The sequence below is a fragment of the Phenylobacterium sp. FG114 genome (genome assembly GCF_057809855.1).
This window is the reverse complement of record NZ_JBMDKU010000008.1, coordinates 177,779-200,598: the sequence shown is the minus strand read 5'-3', so window position 1 is coordinate 200,598 and position 22,820 is coordinate 177,779. Positions and strand designations below refer to the sequence as shown.

The 22,820-nt window shown below is 69.2% G+C and carries 22 protein-coding genes; 5 read left to right on the top strand and 17 right to left on the bottom strand.

All coding sequences use genetic code 11. From position 1 onward, the window contains the following. Positions 1-17 precede the first annotated feature (17 nt). From ACODSY_RS15640 to ACODSY_RS15580, 13 genes are all read right to left on the bottom strand, one after another. A complete protein-coding gene (locus ACODSY_RS15640; protein ID WP_488952692.1) occupies positions 18-773 on the bottom strand; it encodes a Crp/Fnr family transcriptional regulator in 756 nt (251 codons plus the stop codon). Between the two features lie 82 nt (positions 774-855). Then, positions 856-1,998: an acyl-CoA dehydrogenase family protein gene (locus tag ACODSY_RS15635; RefSeq protein WP_488952691.1), complete on the bottom strand. Its 1,143-nt coding sequence runs from the start codon at positions 1,996-1,998 to the stop codon at positions 856-858. Between the two features lie 82 nt (positions 1,999-2,080). After that, positions 2,081-2,791 (bottom strand): hypothetical protein, encoded by a 711-nt coding sequence (locus tag ACODSY_RS15630; protein WP_488952690.1) that lies wholly within the window; start codon positions 2,789-2,791, stop codon positions 2,081-2,083. Beyond that, entirely contained in the window at positions 2,788-4,284 is a 1,497-nt protein-coding gene (locus ACODSY_RS15625; RefSeq protein WP_488952689.1) for a tetratricopeptide repeat protein, read from the bottom strand. Before ACODSY_RS15625 ends, ACODSY_RS15630 begins: the two co-directional genes overlap by 4 nt. Before the next feature lie 3 nt (positions 4,285-4,287). Then, positions 4,288-4,911 carry a ribosome biogenesis GTP-binding protein YihA/YsxC gene (gene yihA / locus ACODSY_RS15620; protein ID WP_488952758.1) on the bottom strand — a complete coding sequence of 208 codons (624 nt, stop codon included), beginning with the start codon at positions 4,909-4,911 and terminating at the stop codon, positions 4,288-4,290. Between the two features lie 65 nt (positions 4,912-4,976). After that, positions 4,977-6,758, bottom strand: a complete 1,782-nt coding sequence (yidC, locus tag ACODSY_RS15615; protein ID WP_488952688.1) for a membrane protein insertase YidC — start codon at positions 6,756-6,758, stop codon at positions 4,977-4,979. Then, complete coding sequence (gene rnpA, locus ACODSY_RS15610; RefSeq protein WP_488952687.1) at positions 6,755-7,174, bottom strand: ribonuclease P protein component; 420 nt, start codon at positions 7,172-7,174, stop codon at positions 6,755-6,757. The genes yidC and rnpA overlap by 4 nt, the downstream gene beginning before the upstream one ends. 25 nt (positions 7,175-7,199) lie before the next feature. Next, positions 7,200-7,334: a 50S ribosomal protein L34 gene (gene rpmH, locus ACODSY_RS15605; protein WP_068877158.1), complete on the bottom strand. Its 135-nt coding sequence runs from the start codon at positions 7,332-7,334 to the stop codon at positions 7,200-7,202. 74 nt (positions 7,335-7,408) lie between these two features. Further along, the gene (map, locus tag ACODSY_RS15600; RefSeq protein ID WP_488952686.1) at positions 7,409-8,161 is read right to left on the bottom strand and encodes a type I methionyl aminopeptidase; all 753 of its coding nucleotides are present in this window, start codon (positions 8,159-8,161) and stop codon (positions 7,409-7,411) included. 104 nt (positions 8,162-8,265) lie between these two features. Beyond that, complete coding sequence (locus ACODSY_RS15595) at positions 8,266-9,246, bottom strand: NADPH:quinone oxidoreductase family protein (protein WP_488952685.1); 981 nt, start codon at positions 9,244-9,246, stop codon at positions 8,266-8,268. A gap of 4 nt (positions 9,247-9,250) precedes the next feature. Beyond that, a complete protein-coding gene (locus ACODSY_RS15590) occupies positions 9,251-10,282 on the bottom strand; it encodes an alpha/beta hydrolase (RefSeq protein WP_488952684.1) in 1,032 nt (343 codons plus the stop codon). Further along, entirely contained in the window at positions 10,282-10,905 is a 624-nt protein-coding gene (locus ACODSY_RS15585; protein ID WP_488952683.1) for a TetR/AcrR family transcriptional regulator, read from the bottom strand. Before ACODSY_RS15585 ends, ACODSY_RS15590 begins: the two co-directional genes overlap by 1 nt. Positions 10,906-11,071: 166 nt before the next feature. Continuing rightward, positions 11,072-12,997 (bottom strand): methyl-accepting chemotaxis protein, encoded by a 1,926-nt coding sequence (locus ACODSY_RS15580; RefSeq protein ID WP_488952682.1) that lies wholly within the window; start codon positions 12,995-12,997, stop codon positions 11,072-11,074. A gap of 169 nt (positions 12,998-13,166) precedes the next feature. Between ACODSY_RS15580 and ACODSY_RS15575 the strand changes: the two genes are divergently transcribed. Continuing rightward, a complete protein-coding gene (locus tag ACODSY_RS15575) occupies positions 13,167-13,475 on the top strand; it encodes a hypothetical protein (RefSeq protein WP_488952681.1) in 309 nt (102 codons plus the stop codon). Positions 13,476-13,553: 78 nt separating this feature from the next. Here ACODSY_RS15575 and ACODSY_RS15570 read toward each other — a convergent pair whose 3' ends face one another. Then, positions 13,554-14,471: an SDR family oxidoreductase gene (locus ACODSY_RS15570; protein ID WP_488952680.1), complete on the bottom strand. Its 918-nt coding sequence runs from the start codon at positions 14,469-14,471 to the stop codon at positions 13,554-13,556. A gap of 239 nt (positions 14,472-14,710) precedes the next feature. Here ACODSY_RS15570 and ACODSY_RS15565 point away from each other — a divergent pair, with 239 nt between their 5' ends. Beyond that, positions 14,711-15,925 carry a hypothetical protein gene (locus ACODSY_RS15565; protein ID WP_488952679.1) on the top strand — a complete coding sequence of 405 codons (1,215 nt, stop codon included), beginning with the start codon at positions 14,711-14,713 and terminating at the stop codon, positions 15,923-15,925. 3 nt (positions 15,926-15,928) lie between these two features. Here ACODSY_RS15565 and ACODSY_RS15560 read toward each other — a convergent pair whose 3' ends face one another. Then, positions 15,929-16,753 carry a DUF72 domain-containing protein gene (locus ACODSY_RS15560; protein ID WP_488952678.1) on the bottom strand — a complete coding sequence of 275 codons (825 nt, stop codon included), beginning with the start codon at positions 16,751-16,753 and terminating at the stop codon, positions 15,929-15,931. Positions 16,754-16,903: 150 nt separating this feature from the next. Between ACODSY_RS15560 and ACODSY_RS15555 the strand changes: the two genes are divergently transcribed. After that, entirely contained in the window at positions 16,904-17,635 is a 732-nt protein-coding gene (locus ACODSY_RS15555; RefSeq protein WP_488952677.1) for a glutathione S-transferase family protein, read from the top strand. Positions 17,636-17,644: 9 nt separating this feature from the next. Here the strand turns inward: ACODSY_RS15555 and ACODSY_RS15550 are convergent, their stop codons facing one another. Continuing rightward, positions 17,645-19,312 (bottom strand): M28 family metallopeptidase, encoded by a 1,668-nt coding sequence (locus ACODSY_RS15550; RefSeq protein ID WP_488952676.1) that lies wholly within the window; start codon positions 19,310-19,312, stop codon positions 17,645-17,647. Between the two features lie 60 nt (positions 19,313-19,372). Next, positions 19,373-20,155 (bottom strand): TetR/AcrR family transcriptional regulator, encoded by a 783-nt coding sequence (locus ACODSY_RS15545; protein WP_488952675.1) that lies wholly within the window; start codon positions 20,153-20,155, stop codon positions 19,373-19,375. A gap of 171 nt (positions 20,156-20,326) precedes the next feature. Here ACODSY_RS15545 and ACODSY_RS15540 point away from each other — a divergent pair, with 171 nt between their 5' ends. Together ACODSY_RS15540 and ACODSY_RS15535 are read left to right on the top strand one after the other, a co-directional pair. After that, a complete protein-coding gene (locus tag ACODSY_RS15540) occupies positions 20,327-21,745 on the top strand; it encodes an efflux transporter outer membrane subunit (RefSeq protein WP_488952674.1) in 1,419 nt (472 codons plus the stop codon). Positions 21,746-21,753: 8 nt separating this feature from the next. Further along, positions 21,754-22,818, top strand: a complete 1,065-nt coding sequence (locus tag ACODSY_RS15535; RefSeq protein ID WP_488952673.1) for an efflux RND transporter periplasmic adaptor subunit — start codon at positions 21,754-21,756, stop codon at positions 22,816-22,818. The last annotated feature ends 2 nt before the right edge of the window (positions 22,819-22,820 follow it).

Genomic DNA, 22,820 nt, shown 5'->3' with positions numbered 1-22,820 from the left:
CCTCGGGGGAGAGGAAGTCAGTCCGTCACTTCCGGCAGGAGCCGTGCGAAGTGGTCCTCCACGGCGCGGTAGCACTCGCAGGCCGCGCGCTCTAGGCCAGGGCGGTCCAGGATCTCCACCCGCCCGCGGTGCGTGCGGATCAGGCCGCGCTCCTGCAGGACGCCGGTCACCGCCGTGACCGTCGTGCGCTGCACCCCCAGCATCTCGGCCAGCGCTTCCTGGGTCAGGTGGACGAGGTTGTCGCCCGCGCGGTCATGGGTGGCCAGCAGCCAGCGGGCGCAGCGCTCCTCGGTGCGGTGCAGCGCGTTGCAGGCTACCGACTGCATCATCTGGGCGAGCAGGGCGTCGGCGTAGCGCGAGAACAGGTCCCCGAACCGGGGCGACCCGATCTTGGCAGCTTCCAGGTGGCTGGTGGAGATCGCCAGCATCTGCCCCGCCACCTGCACCACGGCGCGCCCGAAGGCCGGCTTGTGGCCCTCGCTCACAATGCCGCCGACCGCGCCTTCGCGGCCGATAGTGGCGGCCTCCACCTCGCGCCCGTCACGGGTGACGATGAGCAGCGAGGCCATCGTCCTCTGGCAGGGGAAGTACGTGGTCGTCACGTCGTCGCCGGGCTCGAACAACACCTTGCCGCGCGGCATGTCGATCAGCTCGAGGTGCGGCTCGAGAACCGCGAAGTCTCGCGGCGAGAGGGCGGCCAGGAGGCGGTTGGCCCGCCGGATGATCGTGCGGGTGCCGTCCCGGCGCTCGAGCGTGATCGCGGTCTTGTCCATTTGTGCGCCATCCCCGAAGTGTGACACTCCGGAAACGCCGAACGGCCGCGCTTGTTGCGTCAGCTTGACGACACGGCTCAGCTCAGACGGTGCGGGCCACCACCTCCTTCATGATCTCGCTGGTCCCGCCATAGATGCGCTGAACCCGGGCGTCCCGCCACAGGCGGGCGATGGGGTACTCATTCATGTAGCCGGCCCCGCCGTGCAGCTGCAGGCCCGCGTCGCAGATTTCCCACTGCAGCTCGGTGTGGAACAGCTTCGCCGCCGAGGCCTCGGCGGCGGTCAGCTTCTCTTCGAGGTGGCGGGCGATCGCCCAGTCGAGGTGCGCCCAGCCGGCCTGGAGCTTGGCCTTCAGGCCGCCCAGGGTGAAGCGGGTGTTCTGGAAGTCGAAGACGGTCTGGCCGAACGCCTTGCGCTCCTTCGTGAACTTCACCGTCTCGTCGAAGGCCCGTTGGGCCGCGGCTTGGGCCTGCAGGGCGATGCCCAGGCGCTCCTGCGGGAGCTGGGTCATCAGGTAGGCGAAGCCCTTGCCCTCTTCGCCCAGGCAGTTGGTGATCGGCACCCGGACGTCCTCGAAGAACAGCTCGGAGGTGTCGGCGGAGTGCTGGCCGATCTTGTCGAGGTTGCGTCCGCGCTTGAAGCCTTCCCGGGTGGCCTCGACCAGGATCAGCGAGATGCCCTTGGAACGGGCGTTGGGATCCGTCTTGGCGACCACGATGATCAGGTCGGCGTTCTGGCCGTTGGTGATGTAGGTCTTCGAGCCGTTGACGACGTACTCGTCGCCCTCGCGCCGCGCCGTGGTGCGCACGCCCTGCAGGTCGGAGCCGGCGCCGGGCTCGGTCATGGCGATGGCGGTGATCGCTTCACCCGAGACCATCTTGGGCAACCACTGCTGCTTCTGCTCTTCCGAGCCGTAGTTGGCGATGTAGTCCGCGACGATGTCCGATTGCAGGGTGATGCCGGCCGACGACCCGGCATAGAACAGCTCCTCCGAGATGACGGCGTTGTAGCGGAAGTCCAGGCCGAGGCCGCCGTACTCGGCGGGCACGCCGGGGCAGAGGATCCCCGCTTCGCCGCACGCCAGCCAGAACTCGCGGTCGATGATGCCGTCCTGCTCCCAGCGGTCCATGTGGGGCCACAGCGCCCGGTCATAGAACTTCCGCACCTGGTCGCGGAACAGGTTCAGCTCCTCGTCGAAGACGGGACGGGCGGACATGTCGATCATGGAAGGTCCCCGGGCGATTCGATCGCCAGTTAGCCGGGTGACGTTGGGGAGGGCCAGAGCGGCCGGCGCGCCCCGGTCGGCTTCAGACCTTGCCCTGGGCGGCGATCGTGCGGGCCTCGACCGCCCGATACTCGTCGGCGTAGTCGCAATCGGCATAGGCTTCGAAATAGGGCCCGCCGCGGGTGAAATGGGCGATCTTGGCGTCGGGGCTGTAGTCGTACTCGCCCACCAGCCAGTTCCATTCCAGGGGCAGCGCGCCGATCTCGGCCTCGCTTTCCAGCCAATGGAACTGGTGCAGCTGCAGGCCAGACGCCGTGTTCACGTACTCCGGCGTCAGCGCCTTGCAGCGGGCGTTGTTCATCAGCATCACGCTCGACCAGTTCTTCTTGGCGTAGCGGGTCTGCACGTGGTCGAGGAACTTCACCTCGTCGCGCGGCGTGTAGTCGTGCTGCGCCACCATCACCGCGTAGCGGTCGTCGGCCAGGGCGAACAGTTCGGCGATGTCGGCCCGGACCAGCATGTCGCAGTCCATGAACACCGACCAGCCCTCGTACCCCGAGAGATAGGGCGTCAGGAACCGCGAGAACGAGAACTCGGTCGACTGGGTGGCCACCGCCTCGCGGGCGAACAGGCCGCCCAGGTTGCGCAGGTTGATCGGGATGAACTGCACCGGCCGCGACGAGCGCTCCAGGATGCTCTGGCAGAGGGCGTGGTAGGCGATCACCTCCTGGCGATCGTAGCCGATGTAGATGGGCAGGACGCGCGGCGGCAATTCGAAGCTCCGGAGGCTCATGGGGCGGCGAGACGTTCGCGCAGCGCCGAGACGACCTGTTCGATCACAGGCTCCCAGACGCCGAGTTCGGCCTGCCGGTAGATTCGCACCGACCGGTACCACGGCATCGACCCGCCCGTCGCGCCATAGCGCCACTCGGCGTTGCCGGGCACGAGGGTCAGGCAGGTCTGACCGATGGCGCCGCAGAGGTGGACGATCGACGTCTGCACCGAGACCACCAGGTCCAGCTCGGCCACGAGGCCGCCCAGGTCCTCGAAATCCGAGAGCTGTTCGGGCGGGAAGCTGCGGATCGGAACGGGCGAGGCGGCCAGCTCGGCCGCCACGTCGCCGTGCTGAAGGCTCACGAATTCGCAGCCGGACAGGGTGAGCAGCGGGCGCAGGCCCTCAAGCGTCAGCGAGCGTTGGGTCTGCCGCGTCGAAGGCATTCCGCCCCGCCAGGTCAGGCCGATCCGCAGCGGCCGGCTCCGGGGCCCCAGGCGCTCGGCCCATTTCGCGCGGACTTCTGGACGCGGGGTCAGGTACGGCGTCCCCGGGAACGCCGCCTCGTCCGGCCGGAACGCGTGGCCGAGGCTGCCCATGGCGATGATCCGGTCGATCCCGCTGGCCGCGATGCGCGCGTTGGCCGGGTCGAGGAAGACGGAGCCGCCCAGCGGAGATCCTGAGAACAGCCCCACGAGCCGCGGATTGCAGACGCAGGTCACCGACGCGGCGACCTCGGCCAGGTCCGGGATCATGCTGGCGAACATGATCTGGTCGCCGATCCCCTGTTCGCCCAGCAGCAGCACGCGCTGGCCGGCCAAGCCTTCACGGGTCGGCGCCAGCGCGAGCTGCGGGATGATCCCGCGCGTGACGATGTGACCGGCGATGTCGACCATGTTGGGCATGCGCCAGCGCGTCTCGTAGTCGGCCCAGCCGCCGAAGTCGCGCCGGCTCAGGCGGATGCAGCCGCGCCGGAAGGGCGCGAACAGGTCCTGCGGATTGTGCGCCACGGCCCGGTCGAGCAGCTCGAGCGCCTCTTCACTGCGGCCGAGCGCGGCCAGCGCCATGCCATGCTTCGTGAGGCTGTCGACCAGCAGGTCAGCCGTCGCGGGCGCGCGCCGGTAGGTTTCCACGGCCTCTTCGTATCGGCCCTGGGCCGTTAGCGCGTCGCCGCGCAGGATCAGCGCCCGGCCGTGCGCGGGCGCTGCGGCCAGCACGCGCTCGGCCAGCGCCAGCGCTTCGGCCGGCCGTCCCCGCTCCATCAGCAGGGCGCCCAGGTTCCAGACCAGCACCTCCTGGGTCGGATGGCTGGCGAGCGCATCGCGCCAGGCGGCCTCGGCCTCGTCCTGCCGGCCCAGCGCCAGCAGGGCCGAGCCGCGGGTGGCCAGCGCCGGCAGGTAGCCAGGCTGGTCGTTGAGGAAGTCGTCGAGCAGCCCGAGCGCCTCGGCGGCGCGGCCATCGCGAAGCCGGGTGCGGGCGGCCTCGAACCGGGCGTCCGGCGCGGCAGGGCCCATGCCTCAGTCCGCCGGGGCGTCGCCGGGCCAGCCGTCCAGGCAGGAGGCCAGGATCTCGGCGCGCAGCTCGGGGATGCCGCTCCCCTTCTCGGCCGAGGTGGCGATCACGCGCGGGAAGGCGGCCGGCCGCCGGGCGATCTTGCGCACCGTCTCGGCGGTGATCTGGATCACGTCGCGCGCCTTCAGCTTGTCGGCCTTGGTCAGCACGATCTGGTAGCTGACGGCGGCCAGGTCGAAGGCCTCCATCGCCTCCAGGTCGACGTCTTTCAGGCCGTGACGGCTGTCGATCAGCAGGTAGGCCCGCTTCAGGTTCGGCCGTCCGCGCAGGTAGGCGCGTCCCAGGTTCTGGAACTTGTTCTTCTCGCCGCGGCCCACCTTGGCGAAGCCGTAGCCGGGCAGGTCGACCAGCCGCAGCGTCTCGTCGCAGACGAAGAAGTTCAGCTCGCGCGTGCGGCCGGGCGCCGTTGAGGCGCGCGCCAGGTGCGTGCGGCCGGTCACGGCGTTGATCAGCGATGACTTGCCCACGTTCGAGCGGCCCGCGAACGCCACCTCGGGCAGGTCGGCCGGCGGCAGGCCGGTCATCTGCACCGCGCCCATCAGGAAGTTCACCGGGTGGGCGAAGAACACCCGCGCCTTCTCCAGCGCCTCGGCGTCGAACGGACCGTCGGTCCCCGGACCTGGCGTGGCGTCCGTCACCCGACCGCCTTGCCCTGGCCGGTCAGCTTCCCGATGATCCGATCGATCGGGTTGTCGACCTTGAAGCGCCGCATGATCACGTACTGCTGGATGGCGGTCAGGATGTTCGACCACGTGTAGTAGACCAGCAGGCCGATCGCGAACTGCGCCATGATGAAGGTGAACAGGATCGGCATCAGCTGGAAGATCCGCTGCTGCATCGGGTCGGGCGCCGGCGGGCTCATCGAGGTCGTGAGCCATGTGGTGAAGCCATACAGGATCGGCAGGATGCCGATGTGCAGGCTCGTGGCCAGCAGGGCGCCGACGAAGGGCGCCGACGCCGGATCCCACGGGATGGCGCCGAACAGATTCCAGATGGTGGTGGGATCGCGCGCCGACAGGTCCTTGATGTAGCCGATGAACGGCGCGTGCCGCATGTCGATCTCGAGCTGCAGCGTCTTGAACAGCGCGAAGAAGACCGGGATCTGCAGGAAGATGGGCAGGCAGCCGGCCAGCGGGTTGACCTTTTCCCGCTGGTAGAGCGCGAGCAGCTCCTGCTGCTGCTTGGCGGGGTCGTCCTTGTACTTCTTGCGCAGCTCCTCCATCGCGGGCTGCACCTTCTTCATCTTCGTCATCGACTCGTACTGCTTGTTCGCGAGCGGGAAGAAGATGGCGCGGACGACGACGGTGAGGATCAGGATCGCGACGCCGAAGTTGCCGACGTAGCCGTAGATCCACGAGAGGAACTGGAAGATCGGCCGGGTGATGAACCAGAGCATCCCCCAGTCGATCGCCTCGTCCAGGTGGGCGATGCCCAGCTTGGCCTGGTAGTCCTTCAGCACCGGGTTCTGCTTGGCCCCGGCGAAAATGTGGGTGGTGTGGGTGATCTGGCGGCCCGCGCCGATGGCCCTGGCCTGGCCCACGAAATTGGCGTCCAGCAGGTTCAGGCCCGGCGTCTTGGTCAGGCGGTACTGGCCCTGGATCTGCTCGTTCTGGGCGGGGATCACCGCAGTCAGCCAGTAGTGGTCGGTCATGCCGATCCAGCCGCCGGTGGAACTGTAGCTGGGGCTGGACCCGTCCTTCTGCCACTTGGCGTACTTGATCGGCCGGCGCTTCTCGAGCCAGCCCATGCCGCCCTCGTGCACCACGCCGTTCTTGCCCAGCGTCGCCGGCACGCCCTGGCGCTGCACCGAGCCGTAGGGCGCCAGCGTGACGGGCTGGCCGGTGGTGTTCGCGACCGTGTCGGTCACCGTGAACATGTACTTGTCGTCGACGGCGATGACCCGCGTGAACGTCAGACCCTGGCCGTTCGTATAGGTGAGCGTGACCGGCTGCCCGGGGCTCAGCACCGAGCCCTGACTCAGGGTCCATACCGTCTGCGGACCCGGCAGGCCCGGAATGTTCGCGCCGGCCCAGCCGACTTCGGCGAATTGGGCGTATTGCGTGCCCTCGGGGCGCAGCAGTTCGACGGGCGGCGAATCCTTCGCCAGGGTCTCGCGGTACTTCACGAGGTAGAGGTCGTCGATCCGGCCGCCCTTCAGCGACAGCGAGCCCTTCAGGGCCGGCGTGGCGATCGGCACGCGCGGGCTGGCGGCGACGGCGGCCTGCCGGGTGACGGCGACCGGCAGCGCGGGGGCGGCCGGTCCGGCGACGGAAGCGGCCGCGGCGGGCGCCTGGCGGGCGCGCTCTTCCGCACGGCGCTTGTCCTGCGGACCGATGACGAACACCTGGTAGACCAGGAGCAGGAGGGCCGCGCACACGAAGAAGATGATCGTGTTGCGGGTGTTGTCGTCTCTCATGAGCGGGACGCAGGTTTCCGTCGAGGAGGAGAAAGGGCGGGGCCGTCTAGAGTCTGGGGGCCAGCGCGTTCGGCGGCGAGCCTTAACAGCGCGCTTTTCACGTCGTCAAGCAACCGGTCCCAGGGGCGCTTTAGCACGCCGCCACGGGCGATGAGCACATAGTCGACGCCGGGTGAGGCGAATTCGGGAAGGATGGCTCGTGCGGCCTCGCGCATCCGGCGCTTGGCCCGATTGCGCTCGACCGCGCCGCCGATGCGTTTGGTGGCGGTGAAGCCCACGCGGATGAGGGCGTTCTCGTCGCCGCGCGGCCTGGCCTGCACGACGACGGCCCCCTTCGCACACGAGGGGGCCTGAGCGCAGGCGAGAAACTCGCTGCGCTTGGTCAATTTCTGGATGAGCGGGGCGGCGTCCGTCACGCGGACACCTCAGGGTAGCCTGGGGCTAGGCGCTCAGGCGCTTGCGGCCCTTGGCGCGGCGGCGCGCCAGGATCTTCTGGCCATTCTTCGTGGACATGCGAAGACGGAAGCCGTGACGGCGCGCGCGCACGAGGCGAGACGGTTGGAAAGTGCGCTTCACGACGAAAGCTCCAGGGTCGAAAATCGAGCGGCGGTGGATAGTGGATGGCCGACTGGCTGTCAACCACCTGAGGGCTAGTCCGCCAGCGTCAGCACCATCGCTCCGTTCCGCGTGGCCACCAGCGTGTGCTCGTACTGCACCGTCGGTTCGCCGCCGGGCGGGCTGAGGGTCCAGCCGTCGTCATTTGAATCCTCCACCCAGTCGGCGCCCAGCGACAGGAAGGGCTCGAGGGTGAACACCAGGCCCTCGGTGATCCGCCGCCGCTCGCGGGGCTCGTGCCAGGTGGGGATTTCCTTCGGGTCCTCGTGGAGTGAGGCGCCGACCCCGTGGCTGGCCAGGTTCCTGACCAGGCTGTAGCCGTTCTTCCGCGCGAAGGCCTCGATCTGCCGCCCGGGCTCGGAGAGCGCCGCGCCGGGACGCACCGCCCGGATGCCGGTCCAAAGCGCGCGCCGCCCGTCGCGGCACAGGCGCTCGACGCGCTTGCTGGCCGGCGGCACGGCGAACGAGGCGCCCGTGTCGCCGAAGAAGCCGTCCAGTTCCGCCGAGACATCGATATTGATCAGGTCGCCGGCCTTCACCCGCCGATCGCCCGGGATTCCGTGCGCCACGTCGGGGCCGACCGAGATGCAGGTCGCGCCCGGGAAGTCGTAGGTGAGCTCGGGGGCGGACCGCGCGCCCGCGTCCTCCAGCATCTTCCGGCCGATCTGGTCCAGCTCGCGGGTGGTGATCCCGGGCTCCAGCGCCTCGCCCATCGCCTTGAGCGTCCGCGCCACGAGACGCCCCGCGGCCTTCAGCTTTTCCAGTTCTTCTTCGCTGCCGATGGTCATTGTTGGTCCTGGGTGGGTGGCGCCCGCACCCTATCCCGATACCTGACACGGTCGAAAGGCCCTGGCCTCCTCTCCCCTCCCACTTCGTGTGGGGGAGAGGAGTTTCACAGATCCAGCCGGATGATCGTCTTGCCGACCACCTTGCGCTGGGCCAGCGTCTCGTAGGCTTCGCGCCAGTCGGCCAGGGCGTATTCGTGGTCGACGCGGGGCTTCACAAGCCCGTCCTCGGCCAGCTTCCAGATCGCGGCGTTGTTCTCGCGCCCCTTCTCGGGGAACTGACGGCCGTACTCGCCGGCGCGCACGCCCATCACCGAGAAGCCCTTGATCAGGGCGATGTTCACCGGGAGCGTCGGCAGGCGGCCCGAGGTGAAGCCGATGGAGAGGATGCGGCCGCCGAAGGCGATGCAGCGGATGCTTTCGTCGAACACGTCGCCGCCCACCGGATCGTAGATCACGTCCGCGCCCTTGCCGCCGGTGAGCTCCTTCACCCGCTCGCGGAAGCCCCCGGTGACGTTCACGACCGCGTCGACATCGTATTCGCGCTGGATCACCGCCAGCTTCTCGTCCGAGGCCGAGGTCGCGATCACCTTGCAGCCGAGCACCTTGGCATAGTCGACCGCGGCCAGGCCCACGCCGCCGGCCGCGCCGTGCACCAGCACCCACTCGCCCGGCTGGGCGTCCGCGCATCGCTTCAGGGCGACATAGGCGGTGAGGTACGCCACCGGATAGCCGGCCGCCTGCGCGAACGACAGGCGCTTGGGCTTCTTCTGCAGTTGCGCCGCGGGGAAGACCACGTATTCGGCAAAGACCCCCCGTCCGCCGGAGCAGACCTCATCGCCGGGCTTGAAGGCGGTGACGCCCTCGCCGACCGCGTCCACTTCGCCGGCCATCTCCATGCCGCCGATGAAAGGCAGGGCAGGCTTGTGCTGATGCTCGCCTCGGGTCTGCATCAGGTCGGGAAAGTTCACCGCGGCCGCACGGACCTTCACCCGCACCTCGCCCGGGCCCGGCGCGGGCGTCGGGATCTCGCGCACATGCACGCCGGCGTAGTCCGGCAGCAGTTCCTCGACGACCAGGGCGCGCATGGGGCTATTCCTCGTAGAGGCCCCGCACCAGGGCCGCGATCTCGCGGCAGGCGGCGTCGGCCGCCGGAATCGCGCCGGTGAAGGCCGTGAAGGCGTGTGTCAGGCTGTCGTAGCAGCGGTACCGCACCGTCACGCCAGCCCGATCCAGCGCCTTGGCGTAGGCCTCGCCCTGGTCCACCAGCGGGTCGAAGCCCGCCGTGGCGATCACCGCCGGGGCGAGCCCTGAGAGATCCTTCTCGCGTAGCGGAGACAGACGCACGCCCGCGGGATCGTCGTCCGGGCCCATGTAGTGCCCCATGAACCAGTCCATCATCGGTCGGTTCAGCGGGAAGGCGTCGGCGTAGGTCGTCATCGACTCCGACTGCGAGGCCACGTCGGTGCAGGGATAGATCAACAGCTGCGCGCGCGGCTGCGGCTCCCCGGTCCGCTTCAGCTCCTGGCAGACGATGGCGGCGAAGTTGCCGCCCATGGAATCGCCGCCGACCGCCACGCCGCTCGCGCCATAGGAGGCCGCCTGGTCGCGCGCCCAGCGGTAGGCGCTCAGAACGTCCTCCAGCCCGGCCGGAAAGCGGTGCTCGGGCGCCAGGCGATAGTCCACCGACAGCACCGGCGCGCGCGTGATACGGGCCAGGAGGCCGCAGAAGCTGTGGTTCGTGTCGAGCGTGCCGATCACCCCACCGCCCATGTGCGCCCAGACCATCAGCGGCGCGGACGGATCCTGCGGATCGGGCCGGTAGAGGCGGGCGGCGATCTCGCCGGCGGCTCCGGGGACGCCGAGCGGCTCCCAGCGCACGCCGGGCTCCGGGTCTCCGGCGACGGCGGCCAGCGCGGCGGTCTCGCCGCGGCGCGCCTCGTCGGGTGCGAGCGTCTCCATGGCCGGCCCCTTGCGGGCCTGGGCGGCCAGGAACTGCAGCCGGGGATCCAGGGTGCGGCCGCCCTTGTAGACGACGCCACCGCCGGACATCAGCCGCAGCACGGGGGAAGGGAGAGAGAGGAGGGTCCGGGCGAGAAAGCGCTGCGCGGCGGCAGACGCCATCAGCACTTGCCCCCGGGCAGGCCCTTCAGGCCATTCAGGATCATCTCGGAGGCGAAGTCGGCCGCGACGCCCACGTCCATCGGCCGACGCATCAGCATCTTGTCGCAGACCTCGCGGGCGATGCCGATACAGGCGGCGGCCATGTATTCGGTGTCGGAGACCGGGCCGCGCCCCTCGTTGAGGGCGTTCTCGATGGCGTCCTTCACCTCGGCGAACACTGCGGCCATTTCGGGGGTCTCGCCGTGCACGTGCGGCTGCATCTCCCCGGCCGGCCGGCGCGCGGCCCAGCTGATGTGCTCGTCGGCCATGAACTCGAAATAGGCGCGGATGGCGTCGCGCACGAAGCCGTCCAGCGGCCCGCCCTTCCCGCGAAGGGCCTTCAGGATCGGCGCGAAGCGGCGCGCCCCATCGTCGGCGAGGGCGGCGAACACCTCCTCCTTCGAGCGGTAGTAGTTATAGAAGGTGCCGGCCGCGAGGCCGGTGCGTCGGATGATGTCGCGGACGGTGGCGGCTTCGTAGCCCAGCTCGCCGAACACCTCTCGCGCCGCGTCCAGGATCGCCTGGCGATTCTGGACCTTGGTCTGCTCCCGCTTGCCTGCGGGAAGATAAGCGACCTGCGACATCGACAATCCCAACGCCCCCGAAACTTGACGGGTGTCATATTAAGGTCGTCTTGGCCTTACGCAAACGGAAAGGGCCGACGCACGTATGGTCCCGTGCGCCGGCCCTCGTTACCAAGGCGCGTATGGTCCCACGCCCGGGTGCTGTTCAGCCGTCCCGAGGGGAGGCTTAGAACTCCGTCCAGTCGTCGTTGGCCTCGGCTTCGGGCTCGGCCTCGACGGCCAGCGCGGTGTTTCCGGCGGTGGCGAAGGTGGGCCGGGCCGAAACGCGCGGCGTGGGCGCCGCAGCTTCGCCCTGGCTGATCTGGAAGCGCGACACCAGGCCGAAGAGCTCCTCGGTCTGGTCGGCCAGCATGCGGCTGGCCGCGGTGGTCTCCTCCACCATGGCGGCGTTCTGCTGGGTGACCTGGTCCATCTGGTTCACCGCGGTGTTCACCTCGGCGATGCCGGTGGCTTCTTCCTTGGCGGAGGCCGCGATCTCGCTGACCAGCTTGGACACTTCGTCGACGTGGGCGACGATGCGGTGCAGGGCCTGGCCGGTCTCGCCGACCAGGTTCACGCCCTCTGCCACCTGGGCCGTCGAGGTCGAGATCAGGCTCTTGATCTGCTTGGCCGACTCCGCCGAGCGCTGAGCCAGCGCCCGCACTTCCGACGCCACGACCGCGAAGCCCTTACCCGCATCGCCGGCGCGCGCCGCCTCGACGCCCGCGTTGAGCGCCAAGAGGTTGGTCTGGAAGGCGATCTCGTCGACCACGCCGATGATCTGGCTGATCTCGCGGGCCGAGGCCTCGATGCCGGTCATGGACGCGACGGCGCGGCTGACCACGTCGCCCGAACGTTCGGCCTCGGTCTTGGCCAGCGCCACGGCTTCGCGCGACTGGTTGGCGCCCTGGGCCGAGCGTTGGACCGTGGCGGTGATCTCGTCGAGCGCCGCGGCGGTTTGTTCGAGGGTCGCGGCCTGGCGTTCGGTGCGCTGCGACAGGTCGTCGGCGGCGCCCGAGATCTCGCTGCCGCCCGAACGGATCGCCGAGGTCGAGCTGGCGATGGCGGACAGAGCTTTCTCCAGCTTCACGACGGCGTCGTTGAAGTCGTTGCGCAGCTTCTCGTACGAGCCCGGGAAGCCCTGGTTCAGGCGCACGGTCAGGTCGCCGGCGGCCAGGCGTTCCAGGCCGCCCGCGAGGGAATCGACCACGCGGGCCTGTTCGTCGGCGGAGGCTTCGGCGGCGGCGGCGGCGTCGCGGCGGGTCGCCTCGGCGGCGGCGCGCTGTTCCTCCTGCTCGGCGCGCATGCGCTCCAGGTGCAGCTGGTTGTCGCGGAAGACGCCCAGCGACTTCACGATGGCGCCCAGTTCGTCCTTGCGTTCCAGCTTTTCGAGCTCGACGTCGTTCTCACCGCGCGACAGGCGCTCGGTGGCGCCGGCGATGCGCTGCACGGCGCGGCGCATGTTCAGCACGAGGAAGATGGCGACGGCGCCGGTGAGCAGCAGAGTGGCGATCGACGCCGCGATCGTGGCCGCCTGAGCGGCCTTGGCGCTGTCGCCGGAGGCGGCCGCCTGCTTGTTGGTCTCGGCCTGGGTGGCCGCGACGATGGCCTCCAGGTTCGAGCTCATCTTGGCGTACTGGTCCTCGAAGGGCGCGGCGAAGCCGGCGGCCGAGGCGAAATCGGCGCTCATCATGGCGACGATGATGTCCAGCGCCTCGCGCGTCTCCTTCAGGTCCTTCAGCAGCTTGTCGTACTTCGGTCGCTCGGCGGCGGGCGCCTTGGCGCGGACGGCGGCGACGTCCTTCGAGATCTTGTCGACCTCGGCCAGCAGGGCCTGGCCCTGGCCGCCGATCTTGTCGGCGTCGATCTGGGCCGCCTGGTGCGTCAGGAGAAGATAGAGTTCCCCGTGCACACCCGTGATGCGTTCCGAGATCTCCTGCATCCGCAGGCTGTTGGGCATGTCCGTGTGGACCACGCGGTCCAGTTCGCCCATCTGCTTCTGTTGGATGAAGACGGCGCCGGTGGCCATCAGGGCCAGCATCACCAGAGCGAGTGCGGGCGCGAAGCCCACCTTTACCATCAACGGCAGATCGTCGAGTCGAAAGCGCTTCATTTGGGTGTCCCCCGCATGTTTACTTGCCAGGGGTACACCCCGCGAGCCTGGCTATGCTGAACGGAAACCCCTAACCGATTCTCACTTTTCCCATTTTGGTGGGAAGTTTAGGGTTCATTCACCGCCGGGCGGTATTCCCCCCATCATTGTTTCTCAACAGGAGGTGGGGATGCAGAAAGCTGTCTCTCTTTTCGGTGGTATTGTCCTGAGTGTTGCTCTGGCTGGCGGCGCGAGTGCTGCTTCGTTCCAGGAAAGCATGGCCAAGTGCCTGACGAAGAACGCCAACACGCGCGACGCCGCGACGGTGATGCTCCAGTGCACGGCCGCCGGCGGCAAGCTCGCCAGCTGCTCGGTTCTGTCGGACAGCGCGCCGGGCAAGGGCTTCGACAAGGCGGCTCTCTGCGTGGCCGAAGCCATGCCGATGGGCGACAAGTCGGGCGACGTGAAGATCCCGATGCGCTTCCCGGGCGGCGCGTAAGCGCCGCTTTCTTCCGGAAACCTACGGAATACCCAAAGACGCCCCTCCCCGGGGCGTCTTTTTATTTGCACCGATGCGTCAGACGGTGCGCTGCGCGCGGTCCTTTTCGTTGGTGGCGCGGATGGCGTTGCGGGCCTGCTCCCACTCGGCGTCGCCCCATTCGGCCAGGCGCGCGAACCCGCCGCCGCCCTTGAGGTGCGAGCCGCCGTCGATGGCGATGGTCTGGCCGTTCACATAGGCCGAGCCCGGATCCAGCAGGTAGACGGCCAGATTGGCCAGCTCGCGCATCTCGCCGTTCCGGTTCAGCGGGATGGTCGGGGTCGCCTCGCCCAGCATCCCGCCGCCGCCGGGGTTCAGACGGGCGCTCATGCCTTCCGTGGGGAAAGGGCCCGGGGCGATGGCGTTGAATCGCACGCCGCGGTTGCCCCATTCGACGGCCAGCGACTGGGTCATCACGTTCAGGCCGGCCTTCGACATGGCCGACGGCACCGTGAACGGGCCGCCGTTCCAGACCCACGTGGTCAGGATCGAGACCACCGACGCGTGCTTGCCCTCGGCCAGCCAGCGCTTCCCGGCGTCGAGGGTCACGAAGAACGAACCCCGGAACACGATGTTGGCGATGGCGTCGAAGCCCTTGGGCGACAGGTCCTCGGTGCGGCTGATGAAGTTGCCGGCGGCGTTGTTGACCAGGCCGGTCAGTGCGCCGCCCGACCATACCTCGTCCATGGCGTCGTGGATGGCCTCGGGCACGCGGATGTCGCAGGCGATGCCGGTGCAGGTCCCGCCGGCAACGCCGCCGTGCGCGTCGGTCAGCTCCTTGGCCGTGTCGGCGATCACATTGCCGCGCCGGCCCCAGATGTAGACGTCGGCGCCCAGCAGCACGCAGGCCTCGGCCATCACCTTGCCCAGGCCGGTGCCGCCACCGGTGATCAGGATGCGTTGGCCCTTCATCAGGCCGGGGCGGAACATCAGGTCGTCGATCGCGAGCTCGGTCATCGGGGGCGCCTTTCCTGCTCCGAGTACTGCGGCCTGCTGACGCAGCGGCCGTCAAGGCCCGAGGGCGGGGCGGCCGGGAGAGGCCATCGCTCGGCGAAGTCCGCGAAAACCTTAACCTAATCGAAGCCGTCGCCCTCTGTGATGTCCAGCTTCAGATCCGCTGGGATCGAGCGGAGAGGGTTCGGGTTGTGACGGCCGTTGCGTGCCTCCGGGTAGATGTCTCCGCGCATCGCGGCCAGATGGCGCTGCCCGCGCTGGAACTGCTCGTCCACAAGTTCGCCAGCGCCTATCTCGAGATGCGCTGGTCCTGGCCGCGCCGGTTCGCCCCGCTCACCGACGTCAGCTTCCTGCTTACCGATCCGCGCTCCGACGAACTGGACCTGGGCGAACTGCGCCGCCTGTCGGACGAGTTGCAGCGCCACCTGTTCGGCGCGGAGGAGGAGGGCGAGGTTGCGCTGCTGGTGTTCGAAGGTTCGCATGCGGCGGTCACGGCGTTCGCGGCGCTGGATCCGGCCCAGGTCGCCGAAGCCGTCGCCGACCCGGCGAAGCTGCCGCCCGGCGGCCGCCTGACCCGCATCCTGCCGGCGCACGATGGCCGACAGCCGCCGGAAGAGATCCCGACCCGCGCGCCGGAGGCGACCGAATGGACGGCGTTGGCCTCGCTCAAGCGTGAGCTGACCGCACCGCCGCCGCCCGCCCCACCCGCCTGGGAGGGCGTGCAGGGCGTCTACTTCATTCCGCGCAGCCTCTTTTACGGCGACGTGGTGATGTACATCCCCCAAAACGCCAAGACCCATCTCAGCGTCGTCGACGGACCCGAGCACATGCCGAAGGACGCCAGCGCCTTCGATGCCGACTGCATGCGCATCACCGCGCGGTTGTTGTCGGAACGGCCCAAGGGCCCGCTGATCTTCGTGCCGATCTGCTTCACCAGCCTGGCGCGGCCCACCTTGCGCGACGCCTATGTGGCGATACTGGAGACCCTGCCCACGGCGCGGCGCAGCGAGCTCGCCGCGACGATCTACGACGTGCCGCGCGATCCTGCGTTCACCGGCCTGCGCCAGGCGCGCGCGCTGCTGGAGCCCCACTTCGGCACGATCGACCTGCGCGTCACCGACCCGGGCTTCGAGATCGAGAAACTGCCGGCCGAGTCGGTGAACAGCGTCACCCTCATGCTGCCGGAGGGCGACAGTCACGTCCGCCTCGCGGCCATGCGCCGCTTCGCCGAACGCATGGTCCATTACAAGCAGCGTCGGATCTGGCCCGCGGTGACCAATGTGCGCCGCCGCGCCGAGGTGGAGGCGGCCGAGCGCCTGCGTATCCCGTTCGTCACCGGGCCCGGGATCTGCGCGCCCGTGCCGGCGCCCGTTGGCGGCCGCAGCCTGGCTGCCGATCACCTGCCGATGTCCCTGTCCGAATGGATGGACGTCCGCGACCGCCTGCTGGCCTCCTAGGGCTCAGTCGGCGGGGATCTCGAACCCCGGGTCCACGCGTCGGATGAACTCCATGGCCGCGGCTGGGGCGCGGACCTTCCCCTCGTGGATCACGAAGGCGTAGACCTCGTGCGGCGTCTCGGGCGGACCGGTGCGGTCGATGGGCGTGAAGTCCCCCGGCACCTCGCCCTTGGCGTAGCTCTGGAAGCGCGCGGCCCATGTGTCGAGCTCGGGCGCGGTGTAACCCGTCGGCACGCTGTCGTCGGCGGAGAGCAGCCGCAGGTAGACGAAATCCGCGGTGATGTCGGGGATGAACGGGTAGTTCTCGTTCTCCGAATTGCAGATCGCCACGCCGCGCTCGCGGCAAAGGCCGATGAATTTCGGGTCGTTGAAGCTCGCGTTGCGCACTTCCACGACGTGCTGGGCCTTGGTGTCGCCGACCTTGGCCGGAAGCAGGTCCAGGAAGCCCGCGAAGTCATCGTAGTCGAACTTCTTGGTCGGCATGAACTGCCACAGGATCGGCCCCAGGCGATCGCCGAGTTCCGTGAGGCCCTGGCCCAGGAAGATCTCCATGCTGGCCTTGCCGTCCGCCAGCACCTTTCGGTTGGTGCAGAACCGCGAGGCCTTCACCGCGAACTTGAAGCCGTCGGGCGTCGAGGCCTTCCACTTGGCCCAGCTGTCGGGCTTGAAGCTGGAATAGTAGGTGCCGTTGATCTCGATCGTGGTCAGGTGGCGGCTGGCGTACTCCAGCTCCTGCTTCTGCGGCAGCTTGGGCGGATAGAAGACCCCGCGCCACGGCTCGAACGTCCAGCCCCCGATCCCGCAACGGATCCTGCCAGCCCCAGCCATCGGACGTCTCCCTCGTCTTGCGCGCTCTAGGTAGCGGTCCGCCGCGTCGTTCTCAAGATGTTCCGGAGCGTCCGCCCGTTCCCCGGCGGCAAGTGGTCGACGCCCGCATACGGGGCTATGCCGATGGCCTCATCCAAGAGGACGCCACGCGTGATCGACCTCCACTCCACCACCGGTCCAAACGCCCGCAAGGTGCAGATCATGCTGGAGGAGACCGGCCTCGCCTACCGCCTGATCCCCTACGACATCGGCAAGGGCGAACTGCTCACCGAGGCGTTCCGGGCGCTGAACCCGAACGGACGGGTGCCGGTGCTGGTGGATGACGAGCCGCTCGGCGGCGGCGGCGAGCCGGTCACCGTGTGGGAATCGGCGGCCTGCCTCCAGTATCTGGCGGACAAGACCGGCCGCTTCCTTTCCACCGAGGTTCACGCCCGCTACGCCGCCCTGCAGTGGCTGGCCTGGCAGATCGCCAGCCTGGGGCCGTTTCACGGCCAGGCCCATCATTTCACCCGCTACGCGCCCGAGCCCATCGACCCCTACGCCCGCCAGCGCTTCCGGCTGGAGGCCGAGCGGCTGATGTATGTCATCGACCGCCAGCTCATGGTCCACGAGTACGTCGCAGGCCCCGACTACACGATCGCCGACATGGCCTGCTGGCCCTGGCTGAACCTGACCTGGAACGCCCAGTTCGACCGGCCCCGCGAGTCGTTCGAGCACCTGGAACGCTGGTTCCAGCAGGTGAAGGCGCGGCCAGCGATCCAGCGCGTCTACGGCGAGGCGCTCGACGAGTGGATGTATCGCACCGACCACGTCCGCATCCCCGCCGAACGCTGGACCAACAGCTTCGGCGACAACTTCCACGCCTTCCATCGGAAGGCGTGAACGCAGCGCCTATTTCCGCTGCGCCTTGGTCTTGTCGCGCTGCGCCTTGAACTCGGCGCCGGGCTTCCATTCCGGCCAGACGCGGCTGTTCGCCAGCTTCTCGCCCAGCTCCAACAGCAGGGTCCCGTCGGCTTCGAAGCCCTTGGGGTCCCAGTTCGGGTCGAACTCGTCGGCCGGCTGGTGATACTGGTTGGCCGTGTAGGCCGCGCGCCTGGCGGCCCCCGCCGCCTTGCCGCCGTCGAACAGGTCCTGGCCGCCGCCGAAGCTGATGGCCGGCACGCCGACCTTGGCGAAGGGGAAGTGGTCCGAGCGGAAGAAGCTGCCCGCTTCCGGGCGCGGGTCGGGGCTGTAGTAGCGGTCGTGGGTCTTGCCCACCGCGATCAGCTCGTCCTGCAGCGTCAGCGGGGCGTTGCCCGAAGTGGTGAAGTCGTGCGCCAGGCCGTTCGGGCCGACGCCGTCCATGTTGATCACGCCCACCGTCGTGGCCAGCGGGTAGAGCGGGGCCGAGGCGTAGTATTCAGAGCCCAGCAGGCCCTTCTCCTCGGCGGTCACCGACATGAAGACCACGGTGCGGTCGGGCTTCGGCCCCTTGGCGAAGGCGCGGCCCAGCTCTAGCAGCATCGCCGTGCCCGACGCGTTGTCGAGCGCGCCGTTGTAAATCTTGTCGCCCTTGGCGTCCGGCAGGCCCACGCCCAGGTGATCCCAGTGCGCGGTGTAGAACACGCGCTCGTTCGGATGCTTCGTCCCCGGGATCGCGCCCACCACGTTCTTCGAGACCACCTTCTGAGCGTCCACGGCGTAGTCCGTGGAGAAGCTCACGCCCTTCAGTTCAACCGGCTTGAAGTCCCGGGTCTGGGCCTGCTTCTTCAAGGCGTCGAAGTCGAGGCCGGCCGCCTTCATCAGGCTCACCGCCACGTCGCGCTGCACCCAGCCCTCCAGGGGGGCGTGGTCGGTGCGCGGATCCTTGCGGATGACGTCGAAGATCTCGTTGGTGTTGGAGTTCTTGACCGTGGCCCAGCCGTACGACGCCGGCGCCGTCTCATGGATCACCAGGAAGCCGATGGCCCCCTGCCGCGCCGCCTCTTCGTACTTGTAGGTCCAGCGGCCGTAGTAGGTCATGGCCTTGCCGCCGAAGTCGCCCCCATTCTTGGTGTCGGGGCCGGCCTCGAAGTCGGGGTCGTTGACGAGGACCAGAGCCACCTTGCCCTTCAGGTCGACGCCCTTGAAGTCGTCCCAGTTCCGCTCGGGCGCCTTCACGCCGTAGCCGACGAACACCACCGGCGCGTCCTTCACCGTCAGGTGGTCGCCGATCATGGTGGCGCGGATGGCGATCTCCTCGCCCTGGTTCCACGCGGTGGTCTGGCCGTTCACGGTGACGCTCGCGTTCACCGGTCCCTTCGTCGCCGAACGCACCAGCGGCACGTCCTGGGTCCAGGCGCGGCTGCCGTCCTTCTGCTTGTCGCCGGCCGGTTGCAGGCCCGCGGCCTTCATCTGCTCGATCAGGTAGGCGACGGTCTTCTTCTCGCCCTCGCTGGCGGGCGCGCGTCCCTCGTAGGCGTCGGAAGACAGGACCTGGATGTCGTTCATGATCCGGCCGACGTCCAGAGTCGGCGAGGCGGCCATGGCGGAGCTGGAGACGAGAACCGAGACGGCCGCGCTCAGGAGAAGCTTGTGCATTCACTTACTCGAATGGGAGGGGAAGAGCAGGGCGACCCTAGAGGCGGTTGCGCGGTCCCGCTAGGTCCTGGGCCGACGCGCCTCGATCAACGCCCCGATACCATCGAGCACCACCCCCAGCCCAAACTTGAAGCGCCACAGCGGGTCGGCCACCAGCGCCTTGTCGGCGTTGCGCCACGCCTCGCCCAGCCGCAGCACGCGCGGGAACTTGGCGGCGTCGAGCTGGGCCGTCAGCGCGGGCTCGGCCATGGCGAACCACTGCTCGTCGGTCAGACCGCTGACCCGCTCGACCTCCCGCGCCTCGCGGGCCTCCAGCAGGGCGCCGACCAGGTAGCTGTGCAGCACGTCGATGACCAAGTCCTTGGTCAGGTCGTCCAGGCCGGTCCCGTCCAGGATCTTCAGCGCCACCTCGTGCCGGGTCACCAGGTTCGGGCCCAGCGGCGGCCGGTGCAGCGCCAGGTCCAGCATCCACGGGTGGCGCTCGGACAGTTTCCAGCGCTCGCAGGCCAGGGTGGTCAGCGCCTCGCGCCACGGCTCGCCCTCGGCGCTGTCGCCAGTCTCGCCCAGTACGCGATCGAACATCAACCCGACCAGCTCGGCCTTGGACGGCACATAGGTGTAGATCGACATCGGCGACACGCCGAGTTCCTGGGCGATGCGGCGCACCGAGATCGCCTGCAGCCCCTCGGCGTCGGCGACGGCCACGGCGGCGTCCACCACCTGGTCGGCCGAGTAGCGCGGCTTCGGCCCCCGACGGCCAGGCTCGGACAGGCCCCACAGCAGGTCGATGCTGCGCTTTGGGTCTCCCCCGCCTGCGAATTCCCGCGTCATCTTCCCAGCCACATTACAGATAAAACACTTTACATCATACGGAGTTTAGGCGAGACGGCGTGCCGCACGGTGACCGCAAGAGTCGCCGGCGGAGGCGATGTCGGGAATCTGGGGCTCCACGCAAGAATTTGCGTTGGGCGTGCAAGTCCTATTCAACAACGCCGGTTCCGAGCCCTGTCGACGATGTTCCGCCGCCCTGGCCTTTTCGCCGTCCTGGCCGCCCTGTCGGTCAGCGCCTGCGCCACGCCGCGCCAGGCCGACGTCAGCCTGCCTGCGGGCTACGAGGCCCCGGCCGGCGCGCCCGCCGGCGCGCTGGCGCTCGACACCTGGTGGACCGCCTATGGCGACCCCGAACTGACGGCGCTGATCGAACAGGCGCTGCTCCGAAACCCTGACATCCGAACCGCCCGAGCGCGCCTCGACGAGGTCAGGGCCCAACGGACCGGCGCGATTCTGCAATACCTTCCCCAAGGCGACGCAAACGCTTCCGGACGTCGCACCGACACCCGGCAGATCGGCGGCACGGCGGCCAGCATCCCAGGCTTCTCCACCGACGGCGTGAGCAAGCAGTACTCGGCGAACTTCAACGTGAGCTGGGAGGTCGACCCCTGGGGCCGCGGGTTCGTCGCCTACAAGGCCGCCAATGCCGAGGTCGACCGCGTGCGGTTTGCCTATGAGGTCACCCGCGCCCAGCTCGCCGCCGACACCGCCGACGCCTGGTTCCAGGCCCGCGGCCTGGCCATCCAGCTCGCCGACGCCCGCGAAACGGCGCGCATCCAGCAATCGCTCTACGACGTGGCGGCCAAGCGCGCGCAGCTCGGCCTCGCGGCCGGCAGCGAACCCGACCGCGTGGCTGGCGACCTAGCCCAGTCGCAGGCCCAAGTGGCGGCGCTGGAGGCGCAGCTCCAGATCCAGAAACGGGCGATCCTTATCCTGGCCGGCCGCGTGGTCGAGCCGACCGCGAACATCCAGGCTCCGCCCGTGGTGGGCGACGCGCCGGCCGTCCCGGCCGCCCTGCCCAGCGACCTGCTGCAGCGCCGGCCCGACGTGCGCCAGGCACAGGCCGCCGTCCGCTCGGCCGCCGGCCAGCAGAAGCTGGCCGCGCTCGCCTTCTTCCCTAGTTTCACCTTCAGCCCCGGTCTCGGCTGGTCGCGGATCGAACAGCCCGGCTTCTCGACCGAAACCCAGAACTGGTCGATCGGCGGCTCGGTCATGCAGCCGATCCTGTCGATCCCGCGGCTGATGTCCGAGCTCAAGGTCCAGAACGCCCGCACCGAGCAGGCGGTCACTGCCTACGAGAAGACTGTGCAGACCGCGTTCCAAGAGGCCGAAGGCGCCCTCGTGAACCTCGACGCCGACCGCCAGCGCGTCGCCCTGCTGGCCGCCGGCGAGGTCCGCGCCCGCCGCGCCTACGAGGCCACGCGCACCGGCTACGACCGCGGCCTCATCGACCTCGATTCCACCCTCTCGGCCGAACAGGCTTGGCGCTCCGTGCGGGCCCAGCTGACCTCGGCCCAGGTCCAGGCGCTCCGCCGCTCCGTCCAGGCCATGAAGGCCATCGGCGGCGGCTGGCCGGCCCAGGCCTACGCCGCCGCCAAATGAGACGACGCATGAAGCTCGCGAAATTCCTCGTTCCCCTGGCCGCCGCCCTGGCGCTCGCGGCCTGCAAGAAGCCGCCCGAGAAGGTCTCCGAGAAGGACCAGGCGCGCTCGGTGCGCGTGGTGCGCGTGGAGCCGCGGGCGATCGTCGGCGCGCTGACCGCCTCCGGCAACCTGATCCCGCGGGAAGAGGCGGCGGTGATGCCGGAAGTGACCGGCTATCGCGTCACCCGCGTGCTGGCGGACGTGGGCGACTATGTGCGCGCCGGCCAGACCATCGTGCAGCTCGACCCCAGCCTGCTCGAGGCCCAGATCGCCCAGGCCCAGGCCCAGGCGGCCCAGGCCGAGGACCAGGCCAAGCGCGTCAGCGGCCTCGACGGCCAGGGCGTGCTCAGCCAGGAACAGATCGCCCAGCGTCGGTTCCAGGCGCAGGCCTCCACCGCCAACCTCCGCCAGCTGCAGACCCAGCGCCGCAAGCTCCAGGTGACCGCGCCTGTGTCGGGCCTGATCCTCGAGAAGAACGTGCGGCCCGGCGACCTGTCCGCAGGCGGCGCGACGCCCTGGTTCCGCATGGCTCGCGACGGCCAGGTCGAGCTCGCCGCCGAACTGGGCGAGGGCGACCTCGCCCGTGTCCGCGTGGGCCAGACGGCCATGGTCACCCTGCCCAGCGGCGCCACGGCCGTCGGCCGCGTGCGCCTGATCAGCCCGCAGATCGATCCCCAGACCAAGCTGGGCACGGCGCGCGTCCTGTTGCCGGTGCGCTCCGACATCCGCTCGGGCGGCTTCGGCCGCGCCGTGTTCTCCGACGCCGCCGGCCAGGCGCTGGCCGTGCCCGAGAGCGCCATCCGCTACGACGCCGACGGCGCCAGCGTGATGACCGTCGCGGCGGACAACCGCGTGAAGCGGGTGATCGTGAAGACCGGTCCGCGCGGTGGCGGCTATGTGCAGCTCATCAGCGGCCCGCCCGCGGGAACGCGGATTGTCCAGAACGCGGCGGCCTTCCTGCTCGACAACGACCTGGTGAAGCCCATCGAAGGCGCCGCGCCTCCCGCCGCCGCGCCCGCGAAGAAGCAGTAGCG